Genomic DNA, 14,629 nt, shown 5'->3' on the forward strand with positions numbered 1-14,629 from the left:
CGCGCATGCCAAGCCCCGTCGTCCCGGCCGACTCGATCGTCGCGCTGCTCCAGTCGCTGGTGCGCACGCCCAGCCGTGCCGGCACCGACGCGCCGGGGCCGGTGGTGCACTGCATGGAGGGCTGGCTCGATGCGCGCCGCCTGCCCTTCCGCCGGCTGCGCGGCACCGACGGCAAGGCCCTCGGCCTCTACGCCGAGGTGCGCGGCGGGCAGGCCGGCGGCCCCTGGACCGTGCTCGACGCCACGCTGGACACCGCGGGCTTCGGCGAGGCCACCACCTGGACCTCGCCGCCGACCGAGCCGAGGATCTCGCAGGGCTGGCTCTATGGGCGCGGCAGCGCCGACTCCAAGGGCGGCGCGACCCTGTTCGCGCACCTGCTGCAGGAATTCAGCCAAGCGCGGGATCGCTTCGCCGGCCGGCTCGGCGTGCTGTTCGACCTCGACGAGCATTCGGGCCGCTTCGGCGGCGCGCGCGCCTTCTTCGACCACCCCTTCGATGGCGCACCCGCGCCACGCCCGAACGGGGTGATCATCGGCTACCCCGGGATGCAGCGGATCGTCACCGGCGGGCGCGGCTTCCTGCGCGCGCGCCTCGCGGTGCACGGCATCGCCGCGCACTCCGGCGCCACCCGCCAGCGCGGGCTGAACGCGATCACCCGCGCCACCGCGCTCGCGCGCGCGCTCGAGGCGGCCGGACTGCCGGCGGCGGACGATGCCTTCGGGCTCCCGCCCCAGCTGACGCTGACCGGCATGCACGCCGGCGACGGCGGCTACAGCCAGGTGCCCGACCTGTGCGAGCTGCGCCTCGACCTGCGGCTCACGCCGGGCTTCACCGACGGGCACGCGCGCGAGCTGATTCACCGCACGGTCGAGCGGCAGGACGCCGAATACGCGCCCGCGCCGGCCAGCGACATCGAATGGACCGCCGGCTGGCCTGCCTACCGCGTGCCCGACACGAACCCGATGGTGGCCGCGCTGCGCGAGGCCGGCCGCGCCGAACTCGGCCTCGATCTTCCGACCACCGTGGTGGGGCCGTCGAACATCGGCAACTACCTCCACGGCCTGGGCGTGCCGGCCTTGTGCGGCTTCGGCCTGCACGGCGAGAACGTCCACGCGGCCGACGAGCGGGTTTCGCTCGACAGCATCGGCCCCGTGTACCGGATCTATCGCGACGCGCTGTACCGCCTGCAGCGCGCCTGAGGCGTCGCGGCGCGGTCGGCCGCACACGAGGACGCCGCCACTTGTGAGCGCTTACTCTCTCACGGCGTACCGAAAGAAGGGACCCTGAGGGAACGCGCTCAGAGCGACCAGCTGGCCTGCAGGGACGGGCGCTTCGAGAACTCGGCGAACCATGCCGCCACCCCGGCATGCCGCGTGCGCCAATCGAATTCGCCGAATCGCAGGTCCAGATACCCAAGCGCGCAGGCCACGGCGAGGGTACCGATGTCCACGCGGCCGGGTGCCAGCAGCGCCGGATTCGCGTTCAGGTGCGCCAGCGAAGTCTCGGCCTTGTCCAACTGCGCCGCTCGCCATTCGGGCCAGCGCAAACCCTCCGGCCGGGCCACATCCTCGTAGCGCGCCAGCAGTGCGCCGTCGAGGATGCCGTCCGCCAGCGACTGCAGGGTCAGCGCACCCCAGCGCGCCGCACCGCTGGCGGGAAACAGACTGCCGCCCCCCAAGCTGTCCAGGTACTCGCAGATCACACGGCTGTCGTACAGGGCCTCGCCGTCGTCGGTGATGAAGGTGGGGACCTTGCCCAGGGGATTCTTGGCAATGATCTCCTGGTCGCGTTGGACCGGGTTCGCGTTCGACGGCAGCAACTGCACGCGCTCGCCGAGGCCGAGTTCGTGCGCCACCACCAGGCATTTGCGCACGTAGGGAGAGAAGGGAGAAAAGTAGATCTTCATGAGCCGAGGGGTTCCATCGTTGAAAGTTCAGGCGCCTTCGCGAGATGCCGCCCGGCGATCCAGCCGAACGTCAATGCCGGGCCCAGCGTGATGCCGGGCGCCGGGTACTCGCCGCCCATCACCGAGTGCATGTCGTTGCCCGCCATGTAGAGACCGGGGATGGGTTGGCCTCCGGCGTCGAGCGCCTGGGCATTCTCGTTGCATGCGATTCCCGCCGCGGTCCCGATGTCGCCGGCCACCACCTTGACGGCGTAGAACGGCGCGCGACGCAGCGGCCCCAGGCAGGCGTTGGGCTTCTGATCGGGGTCGCCCAGATAGCGGTTGTATTCGGTACTGCCCTTGCCGAAGTCCTCGTCCTTGCCGCCGGCGGCCTGGGCATTGAAGCGCGCAGCGGACGCCGTCAGCCGCGCACCGTCGATGCCCAGCGATTCGCCGAGCGAGCCGAGGGTCGGCGCCTTCCAGAGGTAGCCCGCGCGTATCAGGTGCTCGCGCGGCCGGCCGCCCGGCAGCGCCAGACCCATGCCCCACTTCTCCATGAAGTCGTGGTCGCAGACCAGGTACACGGGCAAGGACGGCACGGTCTCGTACGAGCGGTACATGGCACGCACGAACTCGTGATACGACGTGGACTCGTTGACGAACCGCTCGCCGGCCTGGTTGACCGCCATCAGTCCGGGTTTGGCGCGGTCCCAGACCAGGTGCGGGTAGCGGACCACGCTGCCGTCCGGCCGCTGCAAGATCGAAACCGGCGCCCAGAAAGCTGGGCTCGAATGCCCGCTGCCCATCGCCGCGCCGGCATCACGGGCCACGGCGATGCCTTCGCCGCGATTGCCTTGCGGCGACATCGACCAGGCCCCGGTCGGCTGTGGGTACAACGCGCGGCGCAGCGTCTCACTCCATGGAAAACCGCCCGTGGCCACGACGACGCCGCAACGCGCGCGAACCCGCACCGCCTGGTCGCCGCGAAGCACCGTGACCCCGATCACACGGCCGTCGACCCGATGCAGCTTCTGCAGCGGCGCCTCGAGCCAGTAGTCGATGCCGCGATCCAGGACGCTCTTGAAGAGCCGCGCGGCGAGTGCATTGCCGAGCACCAGGCGGGTGCCCCGGTGGTATCCGCGCAGCCGGTCGCCGAAGTAGCGCAGCACCAGCTTCATGCCCTCGCGCCAGGAGGTGAAGGACTTCGTCACCGCGAGCAAGTGCCTGGCGTCGGTCATCGTGATCATCATGCCGCCGAGCACCATGAACTCGGGCAAGGGGTCGCGCAGCTCCTTGAAGCGCCGGCCCAGCAGGCGGCCGTCGAACATCGCGGGATCCAGCGAGCGGCCCCCCAGCGCGGCACCCTCGCGGTCCGGGTAATAGTCCGGCGAATAGCTGCGCGCCACGAGTTTCACTTCGGTGTGGCGCTCGAAGAAGTCGACCATGCCGGCGCAATGGCGCAGGAAGGCCTGCTGCATCGCGGCCGGCGCAGCGTCTCCCACCGTGCTGCGCATGTAGGTCCATGCCTTGTCGAAGCTGTCCGGATGACCGAGCTTCGCCGACTGCGCATTGAGCGGCGCCCACACGGCGCCGCCCGACACCGAGGTCGATCCACCGACACGATCGGTCTTCTCGGCGATGAGTACGCTGCGGCCCTCGATGCTCGCCGTCAGCGCCGCGGCCATGCCTCCGGTGCCCGCACCGATCACGACGACGTCGTACTCCGCGTCCCAGGTCTTTGCGTTCATGCGCCGGATCCACCCAGCGACTTGCCCCCATCGACGAAGAGCACCTGGCCGGTGATGAAGCCGGTCAGCGGCGACACGAGGAAGGACACGGCCTGCGCGATGTCTTCGGGCCGCCCCGCTTTGCCCGTGGGCTGCAAGGCCAGCTGCGCCTGCAGCCGCTCGGGGGTGAGCGCGCGCAGGATCGGCGTGTCGATCAGCCCCGGCGCAATGGCGTTGACGAGGATGCCGCGCGGCGCCAGCTCCATGGCGCTGGCGCGGGTGTAGCCCACGACCGCGGCCTTCGAGGCGACATAGTGGGGATGGTTCCTGGCGCCCAGGTAGGCGCGCGACGCGATGTTCACGATGCGGCCGCCGTCGGGCATGGTCTTCGCCACCTCTTGCGTCAGCGTGGCGACAGCGATCAGGTTGACCTCGTAGGCGCGCCGGAAATCCGCATTGCTGACCTCGAGGAACTTGCGCTCGTCGAAGATGCCCGCGTTGTTGACCAGCGCCTGCACGGGCGGAAGCGACCGCACCAGGCCGCGAACGGCCTCCTCGTCGGTGAGGTCGAGCACGCGGCATTGCACCTCGAGGCCGAGATCGGCCAGACGCTTGGTCTCGCGCTGCGCGAGCGCTTCATCGCGGTCGATCATCACCACCGAGAAGCCATCGCGCGCCAGGCGCTCGACCGTCGCCAGGCCCATGCCGCCGGCACCGCCGGTGACCAGGGCAATCGGTTTGTTGCTGTTCATCTGGAAAGGTCCTGTGTCATGCGGAAAGAAAGCCGCCATCGACCGGCAGCACCACGCCATTGACGTAGCTGGCCATCGGTGAACAGAGGAAGACGACCGGGCCGACGATCTCCTCGACCTCGCCGCCGCGCGCCATCGGCACTCGCTTCATGTACCAGTCGGTGCCGCCGGGGACGGCCAGCTGTGGCGCCACCATCTCGGTCAGCATCAGGCCCGGTGCGACGGCGTTGGCGCGCACGCCGAAGGGCGCCAGCTCGCGTGCGAGCACCTGGGTCAGCGAGCGCACCGCCCCCTTCGACGCCACGTAGCCGGCCGACGAGATGCCGCTGACGAAAGCGACGATCGAAGACAGGTTGACGATACATCCGCGGGTCTTCTTGAGGGCGGGCACGAAGGCGTGCGTGACATTGAAGAGCCCCTGCAGGTTGACTTCGATCAGGCGGTCCCACACCTCGACGGCCTGCGGATCGTCGATCCGCGACTTGCCCGAGATGCCGGCGTTGTTGACCAGGACATCGATCGGACCGAAGCGTTCTTCGAGGTCCGTCGCGCAGACCTGCACCGCGGCGCGGTCCGTGACGTCGATGGCAATGCTCCAGGCCTGGCCGCCCGCCAGGACAATCGACGCCGCGGTCGCCTCGGCGCTGCGGATGTCGATGTCGGCCGCGATGACGCGCGCGCCCTGCATGGCGAAGCCGTGCGCGATCGCCGAGCCGAGGCCGCCGCCGGCGCCGGTCACGAGTGCCAGCTTGTCTTTCAGTAGATCCATTCGATGGCTCCTGGGGGTGGAACTCGCCGCTTCAGACACCGAGGTACGCCTTGCGGACGGCCGGGTCGCTGGCGAGCTGGGCGGACGGTCCCTCGAGCGTGATCTCGCCGTTCTCGAGGATGTAGGCATGGCTGGCGACGGCCAGCGCGAGCCGCACGTCCTGCTCGACCAGCAGGATGGTCAGGCCCTGTTCCCGATTGAGCCGCTGGATCGACTCGAAGATCTGCTCGACCAGCAACGGAGAAAGACCCATCGAGGGCTCGTCGAACATGATCATGCGCGGGCGCGACATCAAGGCCCGGCCGATCGCGAGCATCTGCTGCTCGCCGCCGGACAGCGTCGCGGCGCGCTGGTCGATGCGCTCCTTCATGCGCGGAAACATCGCGAACACGCGGTCGAGGTCTTCGGCCATCTCGCGGCGGTTGCCACGCAGGAAGGCGCCCAGCTCGAGGTTCTCGCGCACGCTCATTTCCTTGAAGACCTCGCGGCCCTCGGGCACCTGCACCAGCCCGCGCCGCACGATCTCGTCGGACGGCAGGCGCTGGATCGGCGAGCCGGCGAAGACCACTTCGCCCGCGCTCGCATGGATCAGATGGGAAATGGCGTTGAGCGTGCTGCTCTTGCCGGCGCCGTTGCTTCCGAGCAGCGCCACGATGGCGCCCTGCGGCACGCTCAACGACACGTTCGACAGCGCCTGGATGGCGCCATAGGACGCACTGATGCCGCGCAGCGCCAGCAGGGGTTCGGTCATCGGGGTCTCAGGCATGGGCTGCTCCCTTGCCGAGGTAGGCTTCGATCACGGTCGGATCCTCACTGATTTCCTTCGGCGTCCCTTCGGCGATCTTCTGGCCGAAGGACATCACGGTGATGCGGTCGGAGATCGACATCACCAGCTGCATCACGTGCTCGACCAGCAGCACGGTGATGCCGTCGCGCTGCGCGAGTTCGGTCAGCAGCCGGTCGAGGTTCTCGATGTCGCGGTTGCGCAGGCCGGCGGCGGGTTCGTCGAGCAGCAGCAGCTTGGGCTTCAACGCCAGCGCCCGCGCGATTTCGAGCAGCTTCTGATGCCCGAAGTCGAGCTCCTTGGCGCGCGTCTGGCGGTCGTGCGTCAGGCCCACGCGCTCGATCAGGCCATCGACCAGGTCGCGGATCTCGCCTGCGGGCCGGCGCAGCAGCTTCCCGAGCGTGCCGGCGCTGTGGGAATGGCAGCCCAGCAGCACGTTCTCGTAGACGCTGAGGTCGCCGAACAGCTCCAGGTTCTGGAAGGTGCGTGCCACGCCCATCCCCGCCATGCGGGTCGGTGGGTGGTGGGTCACGTCCTCGCCCTCGATCAGGATGCGCCCTTCCGAGGGCTGGTAGTAGCGCGAGATGCAGTTGAAGGTGGTGGACTTGCCCGCGCCGTTGGGGCCGATCAGCGCGTGGATGGCGCCGCGCTCCACCTGGAAGGAGAGGCTGTTGACCGCCACCAGCCCGCCGAAGCGCACCGTGATGCCGGAGACCTCGACGAAGGGACCTGCGCTCATGGCCGGACTCCCTTCACCGCCTGGCGCGCGACGCGCCGATGGCGGTCGGCGAACAAGCCCTTGGGCCTGAACATCATGAAGCCCATGAGGATCAGGCCATAGATGATCTCCTGCACCGACATCAGCTGGCGCAGCAACTCGGAAATCAGCCCGAAGGCGATCGCGCCGGCCACCGCGCCGCGCACCGAGCCCATGCCGCCCACCACAACCATCGTCAGCACCAGGATGGTGGTCTGGAACCCCAGGCTTTCGGGGTGGATGAACGAGGTGAACAGCGTGTACATGCCGCCCGCGATGCCGGCGAAAGCGGCCGAGATCGCGAAGGCGCTCTGCTTCATCGCCTTGACGTTGATCCCCATGGCCATCGCGGCGACATCGCTCTCGCGCACCGCCCGCAGGGCCGACCCGTACTGCGAGCGTGCCAGCGCGACGGTCAGCCACAGCATCAGCGCCGCCAGCACCATCACGAACGGATAGGCCTGCAGGTCGTTGGTCAGCTTGTAGCCAAAGAACTCGGCCGGCTGCATCTTCATGCCGTTGGAGCCGCCGGTGACGCCCTCCCAGCTCAGGAAGACCCATTGCATGGCCTCGCCGAAGGCGAAGGTCGCCAGCGCCAGGTAGATGTCGCGCATGCGAAGCGCCAGATAGCCGATGAAGAAGCCCAATACCGCCGACAGCAGGCCGCCCGCCAGGATGGACACGATGAACGGCGGATGCCAGGCCGTGTTGATGAGCCCCGCGGTGTAGATGCCGATGCCGTAGAAGGCGGCGTGCGCCAGGGCGAACTGCCCCGCCTCGCCGATCACCACGTGCATGCCGAGCGCCAGCACCACGAAGACCATCAGCAGGTTCACCACATACAGCACATAGCCGGACACGGTGAACGGCAGCGCGATCAGGATCAGGGCGGCAGCCAGCAGCGCCCAGTGGTCACGGGTCATGGATGTCATACCTTCTTGACTTGGGGCTTGCCGCCCAGGATGCCCTGGGGGCGCACGATCAGCGTGACCAGGATGGCCAGGAAGGGAGCCACCACGATGGCATTGGTCGAGATGAACAACCCCACGAGGTTCTCGACGATCCCGATGATCAGCCCGCCCAGCACGGCGCCGGGCAGGCTGGTGAAGCCGCCGACGATCGCCGCCGCATAGGCCAGGATGGCGATGTGCGCGATGTCGGGCGTGATCAGCACCTTGGGCGTGATCAGCAGCGCGGCCAGTGCCGAGATGACGCCGGACATGGCCCAGACCATCATGCGGATGCGCGACAGGCGGATGCCCACGATCTGGGCGGCGCGCGGGTTCATGCCCACCGCGCGCATCGCCTTGCCGATGCGGGTGTGGCTGAACATGAGGTAGATCAGAACCATCACGACCACCGAACTGATGAAGATCGTGACGTCCAGCTTGGTCAGGAAGGCGTCGCCGATCATGACCGGGTCATTGGGCACGATGGAGGGCAGCGAGCGTGGCGTGTCGCCCAATCCCGTCTGCCGCACCAGGCCCTTGAGGGTATAGGCCAGGCCCAGCGTCGCGATCACGAGCTGCGGGCCCACGCCCTTCGAATGCGTGACCCGCTCCATGACGACGCGCTGGAACAGCGCCGCGCCGGCAGCTACCGCGATCACGGTCAGCGGAATGACGACCGCATAGGAAAGGCCCGCGATCAGCAGCAGGCAGAGCGCCACATAGCCCCCGATCATGAAGATCTCGCCCTGGGCGAAGTTGGGCACGTCGGTGGTCTTGAAGATCGCGACGATCGCGATGGCCAGCAGGGCGTACACGCTGCCGGTCACCAGACCGGACAGCACCCCCTGCTGCAGGAACAGCCAGATCTCGCTGAGGCTCATTGGGTGCGAGAGGCGCCCGCTCGCACAGGCGCCTCGTCTCCTTGGTGAATTACTTGGGCTGGTAGGTCCACAGGCTGCGATAGGCGCCCGGAACCGGAGTCATCTCGCTGCCGTCGAACTTCAGGTAGATGGCCGACTTCTGTCCCGCGTGGTCGGTCGGCGTGAGTTCGATCGGGCCCGCCATGACGTTGGATTCGAACTTGGTCTGCGACAGCGCCGTCAGGAACTTCTCGCGGGTCGGCTGCGGGCCGGCCGCCTTCAAGGCGTTGACCACGGTCATCGCCGACGGGATGCCGTAGGGCATGTAGGTCTGCGGGTAGCCGGGCTTGGCGGCGAGTTCGGGATAGGACGCCTTGTACATGTCGTACACCCACTTGAGCTTGGGGCCACCGGCCACGTCGGCCATGACTTCCTGCAGATAGACGTTCTTGAACGCCTCCTTGTTGCCGACGTTCTCCACCAGTTGCTTGAGGTCGGCGGTGCCGTTCACCGCGATCACGATCGGCTTGGTCCAGCCCAGTTCCTGGGCCTTCTTCACCAGCAGGCTCACGGGCCGGGCATAGGTGGTGATCAGCAGCACATCGGGATTGGCCGCGCGGATCTTCAGCATCGGGGCGGTGACGTCGGTCAGGTTCGGCGCCACCGACTGCACCTGCAAGTCGACACCGATCTTCTTGGCCTGGAATTCGGCCGCTTCGAGGTTCCAGCCGCCGTAGGCGTCGTCGTGGTTGATGTAGCCAATCTTCTTGGCCTTCAGGTGCTCGGCGGCGAACTGCACCATCGAGCCGCCGACGGCGCGCTGCGAGATCGAGAAGGCGCCGTAGATGTACTTGGACGGCGGGTAGAGCGCGCCGTCCCCCGACGCATTGAGCATCACGAAGGGGATCTGCGAACGCTCGACGTATTCGCGCGCGCCGACCACGGCCGCGGAGCAGGAGCCGCCATTGAGCGCGAACACCTTGTCCTGCTCGGTCAGCTTCTTAACCGCGGCCAGAAGGTCGTTGGCGTTGCAGCGATCGTCCTCGATCACGAGTTCGATCTTGCGGCCGTGGATGCCGCCTTCCTTGTTGATCTTCTCGTAGTACATCTTCGCCGCGTTCATGACGTCAAAGCCGTAGGCCATCGAGTTGCCCGACAAGGGACCGAAGAGCCCGATCTTGATGGTCTTGTCGGTCACGCCGGGTTCCTGCTGCGCGTGCGAGGCGCCGACGGCCAGGCCGAAGACGGCCAGCGCGGCGAGGGATTTGAGTTTCTTCATGCTGTCTCCTTGGGGATTGAACTTGGGCGAATGGGCGGGTGTCGGCGGTCTACTGCATGCGGTAACCGCCATTCACGTCGATGACGTCGCCCGTGATGTAGGCCGCGGCGGGCGACACCAGGTAGCTGACCGCCGCGGCGACGTCGTCGACCGTGCCCACGCGGCCAAGCGGGATGTTCTGGGCCGCCGCGGCCAGCGCGCCGCTGCTGGTGACGGTGCTGCGCAGCATCTCGGTGTCGATCAGGCCGGGCGCGATGACGTTCGACGTGATGCCCAGGTGGGCCGCTTCGCGCGCAAAGGCCTTGGCATAGCCATGCACCGCAGCCTTGGCACCGATGTACGCGGCGCTCGACCGATAGCCGCCGAGTTGCGCCGCCACCGAGCCGAAAAAGACGACACGGCCGTGTTCGACGTTCGCAGCCTCCCGCCGGCGCAGGTACTCGCGGCTGCAGAGGAAGGCGCCGCGGGTGTTGACCGCAAAGCTGCGCTCCCATGTATCCATGGTCATGTCCTTGATGAGCGGTCGCTCGCCGCCGGGAAGGATCAGGATGCCGGCGACGCAAACCAGCACCGAGACCGCGCCGAGCGTCGACTCGATGTCCTCGAACAGGGCCTGCACCGCCTCTTCGTCGGCCACGTCGACGGCGCGGCCGACGTGGGGTGCACCGAGGCTGGCGGCCACGCGATCGGCATTGGCGCGGTCGATGTCGGCGACCACCACCCGCATGCCCTCGGCCGCCAATCGGCGCGCCACAGCCTCGCCGATGCCCCGTCCGCCCCCCGTCACCACCGCCCACCGATCTGCGCTCGAACGCTTCGTCATGCCATGTCCTCAAAGTCGCGCCCCATTTGGCGCCAGGACCGATTGTGTATACATGATTGGCCATAGACACCCCGTGTTTACCCGATGAAAGGACAATATTTGCGGTTCATGTATACTTGAATCGTGGCGGCCACGACCGCTTGAACAAGAGGCAACGCGTTGGAAACACTGTCGCAACAGGTCACGGACACGCTACGCAACTGGATCCTGCACGGCCGCTTCAAGGCCGGCGAACGCATCGAGGAAATCCCGACCGCGCTCGAAATGGGGGTCTCGCGGACCCCCGTGCGCGCAGCGCTCGCGGCACTCGCCAACGAAGGACTGATCGACCACCAGCCCAAGCGCGGCTATCTGGTTCGTGAATTCGAGCTGGACACCATCGTGGCGGCGTACGAGGTGCGCGCCGCGCTCGAGGGCCTCGCCTGCAAGAAGGCGGCCGAACGCGGCCTCAGCGAGACGCAGGCGAAAACGCTGCAGGACTGCCTGTCCGATGGCGACAGGATCCTGGCGAAGGGGGTGCTATTGCCCGAAGACCACGCGCCGTACCAGAAGATCAACGTCACGCTGCACAACACCTTCCTGGAAGCTTCGTGCAATCCGTGGCTCGGCCGCTTCGCGGAGCAGGCACACAACATCCCTTTCGCGTCCGACCGCCTGGTTCTCTGGGACGTCGAGCATGCGGTGATCCTGCGCTCGCACGGAGACCACCACCGCATCGTCGAAGCCGTGCTCGCCAAGGACTGCACGCGCGCCGAGCAGCTGATGCGCGAACACGTGTACTACGCCGGCATCATCTTCAAGCAGAACTTCGAGCGATTGCTGAAGGGGACATCCACGCTCGGTGAGCGTGAAGCCGACGCGGGCTAGCAGCGCCCCTTCTTCGCCTGCCCCGGCGGGCAGTGGTAGCCGCCATCGCCATGGTCGTCGTGGTCGTGATTGCTGTGTTTGCCGTTCTTCTGCTTGCCCGGCTTCCACTGGTCGTCGACCCAGCGCCATCCGCCGCTCGCCTGGACCCAGCGGCCCGGTGCATAGACGTAGTCCGGCCGGTCTTGCTGCCAACGGCCGCCCTGCCAGACGTAGTCGCGCTCGTTCCAGACCCAGCGACCCTGCACCCACACCTGGCCCGGGCGCGGTCCTGGGACCATTTCATAGCGCGGCGGCGGCGGCGCCATCTGCACGATGCCGGGCACGTTGATGTTGATGTTGACCTGCCCGAGGGCCGGGAAAGTGGCCGCCGCGGCAAGGGCGGCGAAGGCGAAGGTGGCAATGCGCAAGGGAAGCTCCATTCAACTCGTGTCAGGCCATTTTAGGGAAGCGGCCGAGTCGAACGCGCAGGGGTCGTCAGCGTCGGCTTTCGGGCCGTCCCCGAGCAAGCGGCAACTGATTCTGGACCAACGGCCAGAATCAGCTGAAGATGCGATCGAATCTGGACAACAGGGAGCGCCGCGACATGGATCGACGAGACTTCATTCGCCTGACCTCGGGAGGCGGCATCGCACTGGTCGCCGCAACCGGCACCGCCTGCAGCCAGCGGATGCCCGAGGAGGCCGTCGCCGCCTGGAAAGGGCCCGGCGCCGAGCCTGACGCACGGCGCTGGATTCTTGGCTATGCCATCCTGGCGCCCCATTCGCACAACCTGCAATCGTGGCTGGTCGATCTGCGCACGCCGGGCGAGATCCTGCTGCGCTGCGACCTCACTCGCCTGCTACCCGAAACCGATCCGTTCTCGCGGCAGATCATGATGAGCCACGGCACGTTCCTGGAACTGCTCGACATCGCGGCACGCGAGCGCGGCCTGAGGGCCGAGATTTCCTTGTTCCCGGAGGGTCCGTTCGGCCCCTCCAAGCTCGACCAACGGCCGGTCGCGCGCATCCGCCTGACCGCCGACCCCACCGTATCCAGGGACCCGCTGTTCGCGCAGATCCTGACCCGTCGCACCAACCGCAGCGCCTACGATCTGGCCCGCCCGGTGCCGCCTCATGCCTGGCAGGCGATGATGGAGAGCGTGAAGCCGAATTCCTTGCGCTTCGGATTCGCCGGCCTGGATCAGCCCGATGCGCTCCAGCGCCACCGCGCCATTGCTGCGCAGGCGTGGCAGATCGAACTGACCACGCCGCGAACGATCATGGAGTCGTACAAGGTGCTGCGCGTGGGGGCCACGGAGATCGAACAGCACCGGGATGGCTTGTTCGTGCTCGATCGAATCCCCGTGTGGATGAGCCAGGTCGGGTTGTTCGACCGCAGCAGGCCGCCGGCGCCGGGTGACTACGCCACCACGAGCCAGATCAAGGACTTCAAGGCCAAACTCGATTCAACGCCAGGTTTTTTGTGGATGGTGACCGATGGCAATGACCGGTCAACCCAGGTCAACGCCGGCCGAGCGTACGTCCGGGTGCAACTCGCCGCCACGGCTGTCGGCATTGCGCTGCAGCCGCTCCAGCAGGCCTTGCAGGAGTACCCGGAGCAGGCGAAGCCCCACGCGGAGGTTCGAAGCCTGCTGGATGCGTCGCCATCGAACCTGACAGTGCAGATGTGGGCCCGGGCTGGCTTTGCACCGCCCGTCGGTCCCGCGCCGCGCAGGGGCGTGGACGCTCAGTTGGTACCAGCGTGAGTCGATGGTGACGTCGGGCTCCATCCTGGTCGCAGGGTTGGTCTCGGCCGCGGCCGGCGCGGTGGCGCTGGGCCGGTGGCGGTGGCAGCGACAGGGAGCCACCCTTCGCGCGACGATGCGGACGGCCTGCCTGCCCCCGTCCGTGAAGACCTACGACGCTCGCGAAATCGAAGCGCTTGCGCCGCCCGTGAGGCGTTACTTCGAAGCCGCGTTGCAGGACGGCCAGGCCATGATCACCAGCGTTCGGTTCTCGCAGCAAGGGCAATTTCGGCAGAAGGATGCCTGGCAGACCTTCAGCGCGACCCAGTTCGCGACGATGCACCCTCCCGGCTTCGACTGGGACGCGCGGATCAGGATGGCACCGGGCGCCGATGTCTGGGTTCGAGACACCTATGCCCTTGGCGCCGGATCCTTGCGCGCCGCGGTGCTCGGACTCGTGACCGTGGCGGACATGCGTGACACGGCGGCATCGGCACGCGGCGAATTGATGCGCTACCTCGCCGAAGCGGCGTGGTATCCGACCGCCCTGCTGCCCAGCCAGGGCGTGCGATGGGAGGGCATCGACGACGCGTCCGCGCGAGCGACGCTCTGCGACGGGACGACCACGGTCACGCTGGAGTTCAGATTCGGGACGGACGGCTTGATCGCGGCGGTGTGGGCCGCGTCCCGTCCGCGATCGGCGACCGAGTCGGCGCCGTGGCTGTGCCGCATCACCGGCTACGAGCTGCGAGCCGGCATGCGCGTCCCGCTACAGGGCGAAGTCGAATGGGAATTGCCGAGTGGGCCAATGCCGTACTTTCAGGGGCTCGTGACGGACATCGACTATGAGTTCGCAGCGCGGTGATCGCGTCCCCATTGAGCCGGTGCCGCCGCCCGCTCCGCTTAACCCGCAAAGGCCCTCGGTCAACTACTTCACAAGCAGGACGGGCACCTTCGACAGGTGCACGACCTTCAGCGTGATCGAGCCGACCAGCAGCTCGCGCAGCGCATCGCGCCCATGCGTGCCCATCACGATCTCGTCGCAATGCAGCGCATCGGCCAGCCGGGTGACGACCTCCCCGACATGGCCGACTTCGGTGTGGGCGCTGTACTTCACACCGGCCGCATCGAGCAGCGAACGGGCCTCGCGCAAGGCCTTCTCGCTCTCTTCGGCGTGAAACGTGGCGATCTGGTCGTGGCTGGCGAACTGGATGATCGCGCGGGACAGCGGCACCTGCACGTTCACCAGGTGGACCTCGAGATCGTCCGGATTGAGGTAATTGGCGCGTCGGGCGAGGACATGCTGGACGGCGTGCCGGGAGCATTCCGAGCCATCGATGGGCAGCAGAACCTTCTTCATGATGTCACCCCCTTTCCGGTGCGACATCGCTGCGAGGCCCGGCACCGGTCGGGCGAACTCGCCACGATTATGCGCGGCGGTGCGCGAGCGCAC

Annotated in this window: 16 protein-coding genes; 4 read left to right on the forward strand and 12 right to left on the reverse strand. The window is 67.5% G+C overall.

Annotated elements, in window-relative coordinates:
* The first annotated feature begins 5 nt into the window (after window positions 1–5).
* Window positions 6–1,199: a M20 family metallopeptidase gene (locus AC1DYK_RS12715; protein WP_478166635.1), complete on the forward strand. Its 1,194-nt coding sequence runs from the start codon at window positions 6–8 to the stop codon at window positions 1,197–1,199.
* A 98-nt stretch (window positions 1,200–1,297) separates the two neighbouring features.
* Here the strand turns inward: AC1DYK_RS12715 and AC1DYK_RS12720 are convergent, their stop codons facing one another.
* Genes AC1DYK_RS12720 through AC1DYK_RS12765 form a run of 10 tightly spaced genes read right to left on the reverse strand, consistent with a single transcriptional unit; the run spans window position 1,298 to window position 10,586 of the window.
* The gene (locus AC1DYK_RS12720; protein WP_478166636.1) at window positions 1,298–1,906 is read right to left on the reverse strand and encodes a glutathione S-transferase; all 609 of its coding nucleotides are present in this window, start codon (window positions 1,904–1,906) and stop codon (window positions 1,298–1,300) included.
* Entirely contained in the window at window positions 1,903–3,633 is a 1,731-nt protein-coding gene (locus tag AC1DYK_RS12725) for an FAD-dependent oxidoreductase (RefSeq protein WP_478166637.1), read from the reverse strand. The genes AC1DYK_RS12720 and AC1DYK_RS12725 overlap by 4 nt, the downstream gene beginning before the upstream one ends.
* On the reverse strand, window positions 3,630–4,364 hold the full coding sequence (locus tag AC1DYK_RS12730; RefSeq protein WP_478166638.1) for an SDR family NAD(P)-dependent oxidoreductase: 735 nt from the start codon (window positions 4,362–4,364) through the stop codon (window positions 3,630–3,632). The genes AC1DYK_RS12725 and AC1DYK_RS12730 overlap by 4 nt, the downstream gene beginning before the upstream one ends.
* A 16-nt stretch (window positions 4,365–4,380) precedes the next feature.
* A complete protein-coding gene (locus AC1DYK_RS12735; RefSeq protein ID WP_478166639.1) occupies window positions 4,381–5,133 on the reverse strand; it encodes an SDR family NAD(P)-dependent oxidoreductase in 753 nt (250 codons plus the stop codon).
* Between the two features lie 31 nt (window positions 5,134–5,164).
* Window positions 5,165–5,884: an ABC transporter ATP-binding protein gene (locus AC1DYK_RS12740; protein WP_478166702.1), complete on the reverse strand. Its 720-nt coding sequence runs from the start codon at window positions 5,882–5,884 to the stop codon at window positions 5,165–5,167.
* A 7-nt stretch (window positions 5,885–5,891) separates the two neighbouring features.
* Window positions 5,892–6,656 (reverse strand): ABC transporter ATP-binding protein, encoded by a 765-nt coding sequence (locus AC1DYK_RS12745; protein WP_478166640.1) that lies wholly within the window; start codon window positions 6,654–6,656, stop codon window positions 5,892–5,894.
* Entirely contained in the window at window positions 6,653–7,597 is a 945-nt protein-coding gene (locus tag AC1DYK_RS12750) for a branched-chain amino acid ABC transporter permease (RefSeq protein WP_478166641.1), read from the reverse strand. The genes AC1DYK_RS12745 and AC1DYK_RS12750 overlap by 4 nt, the downstream gene beginning before the upstream one ends.
* 5 nt (window positions 7,598–7,602) lie before the next feature.
* A complete protein-coding gene (locus tag AC1DYK_RS12755; protein WP_478166642.1) occupies window positions 7,603–8,505 on the reverse strand; it encodes a branched-chain amino acid ABC transporter permease in 903 nt (300 codons plus the stop codon).
* A gap of 49 nt (window positions 8,506–8,554) precedes the next feature.
* A complete protein-coding gene (locus AC1DYK_RS12760; protein WP_478166643.1) occupies window positions 8,555–9,763 on the reverse strand; it encodes an ABC transporter substrate-binding protein in 1,209 nt (402 codons plus the stop codon).
* A 49-nt stretch (window positions 9,764–9,812) separates the two neighbouring features.
* Window positions 9,813–10,586, reverse strand: a complete 774-nt coding sequence (locus tag AC1DYK_RS12765) for an SDR family NAD(P)-dependent oxidoreductase (protein ID WP_478166644.1) — start codon at window positions 10,584–10,586, stop codon at window positions 9,813–9,815.
* Between the two features lie 159 nt (window positions 10,587–10,745).
* Here AC1DYK_RS12765 and AC1DYK_RS12770 point away from each other — a divergent pair, with 159 nt between their 5' ends.
* Complete coding sequence (locus AC1DYK_RS12770) at window positions 10,746–11,453, forward strand: GntR family transcriptional regulator (RefSeq protein ID WP_478166645.1); 708 nt, start codon at window positions 10,746–10,748, stop codon at window positions 11,451–11,453.
* On the opposite strand, the gene AC1DYK_RS12775 is transcribed toward AC1DYK_RS12770, so the two are convergent.
* Window positions 11,450–11,860: a hypothetical protein gene (locus AC1DYK_RS12775; RefSeq protein ID WP_478166646.1), complete on the reverse strand. Its 411-nt coding sequence runs from the start codon at window positions 11,858–11,860 to the stop codon at window positions 11,450–11,452. The genes AC1DYK_RS12770 and AC1DYK_RS12775 overlap by 4 nt on opposite strands.
* A gap of 260 nt (window positions 11,861–12,120) precedes the next feature.
* Here AC1DYK_RS12775 and AC1DYK_RS12780 point away from each other — a divergent pair, with 260 nt between their 5' ends.
* On the forward strand, window positions 12,121–13,197 hold the full coding sequence (locus AC1DYK_RS12780; RefSeq protein ID WP_478166647.1) for an Acg family FMN-binding oxidoreductase: 1,077 nt from the start codon (window positions 12,121–12,123) through the stop codon (window positions 13,195–13,197).
* Between the two features lie 142 nt (window positions 13,198–13,339).
* Window positions 13,340–14,041 (forward strand): DUF6920 family protein, encoded by a 702-nt coding sequence (locus AC1DYK_RS12785; RefSeq protein WP_478166648.1) that lies wholly within the window; start codon window positions 13,340–13,342, stop codon window positions 14,039–14,041.
* 63 nt (window positions 14,042–14,104) lie between these two features.
* Here AC1DYK_RS12785 and AC1DYK_RS12790 read toward each other — a convergent pair whose 3' ends face one another.
* Complete coding sequence (locus tag AC1DYK_RS12790; RefSeq protein ID WP_478166649.1) at window positions 14,105–14,629, reverse strand: universal stress protein; 525 nt, start codon at window positions 14,627–14,629, stop codon at window positions 14,105–14,107.

Source organism: Variovorax sp. P2_H12, from assembly GCF_056403395.1.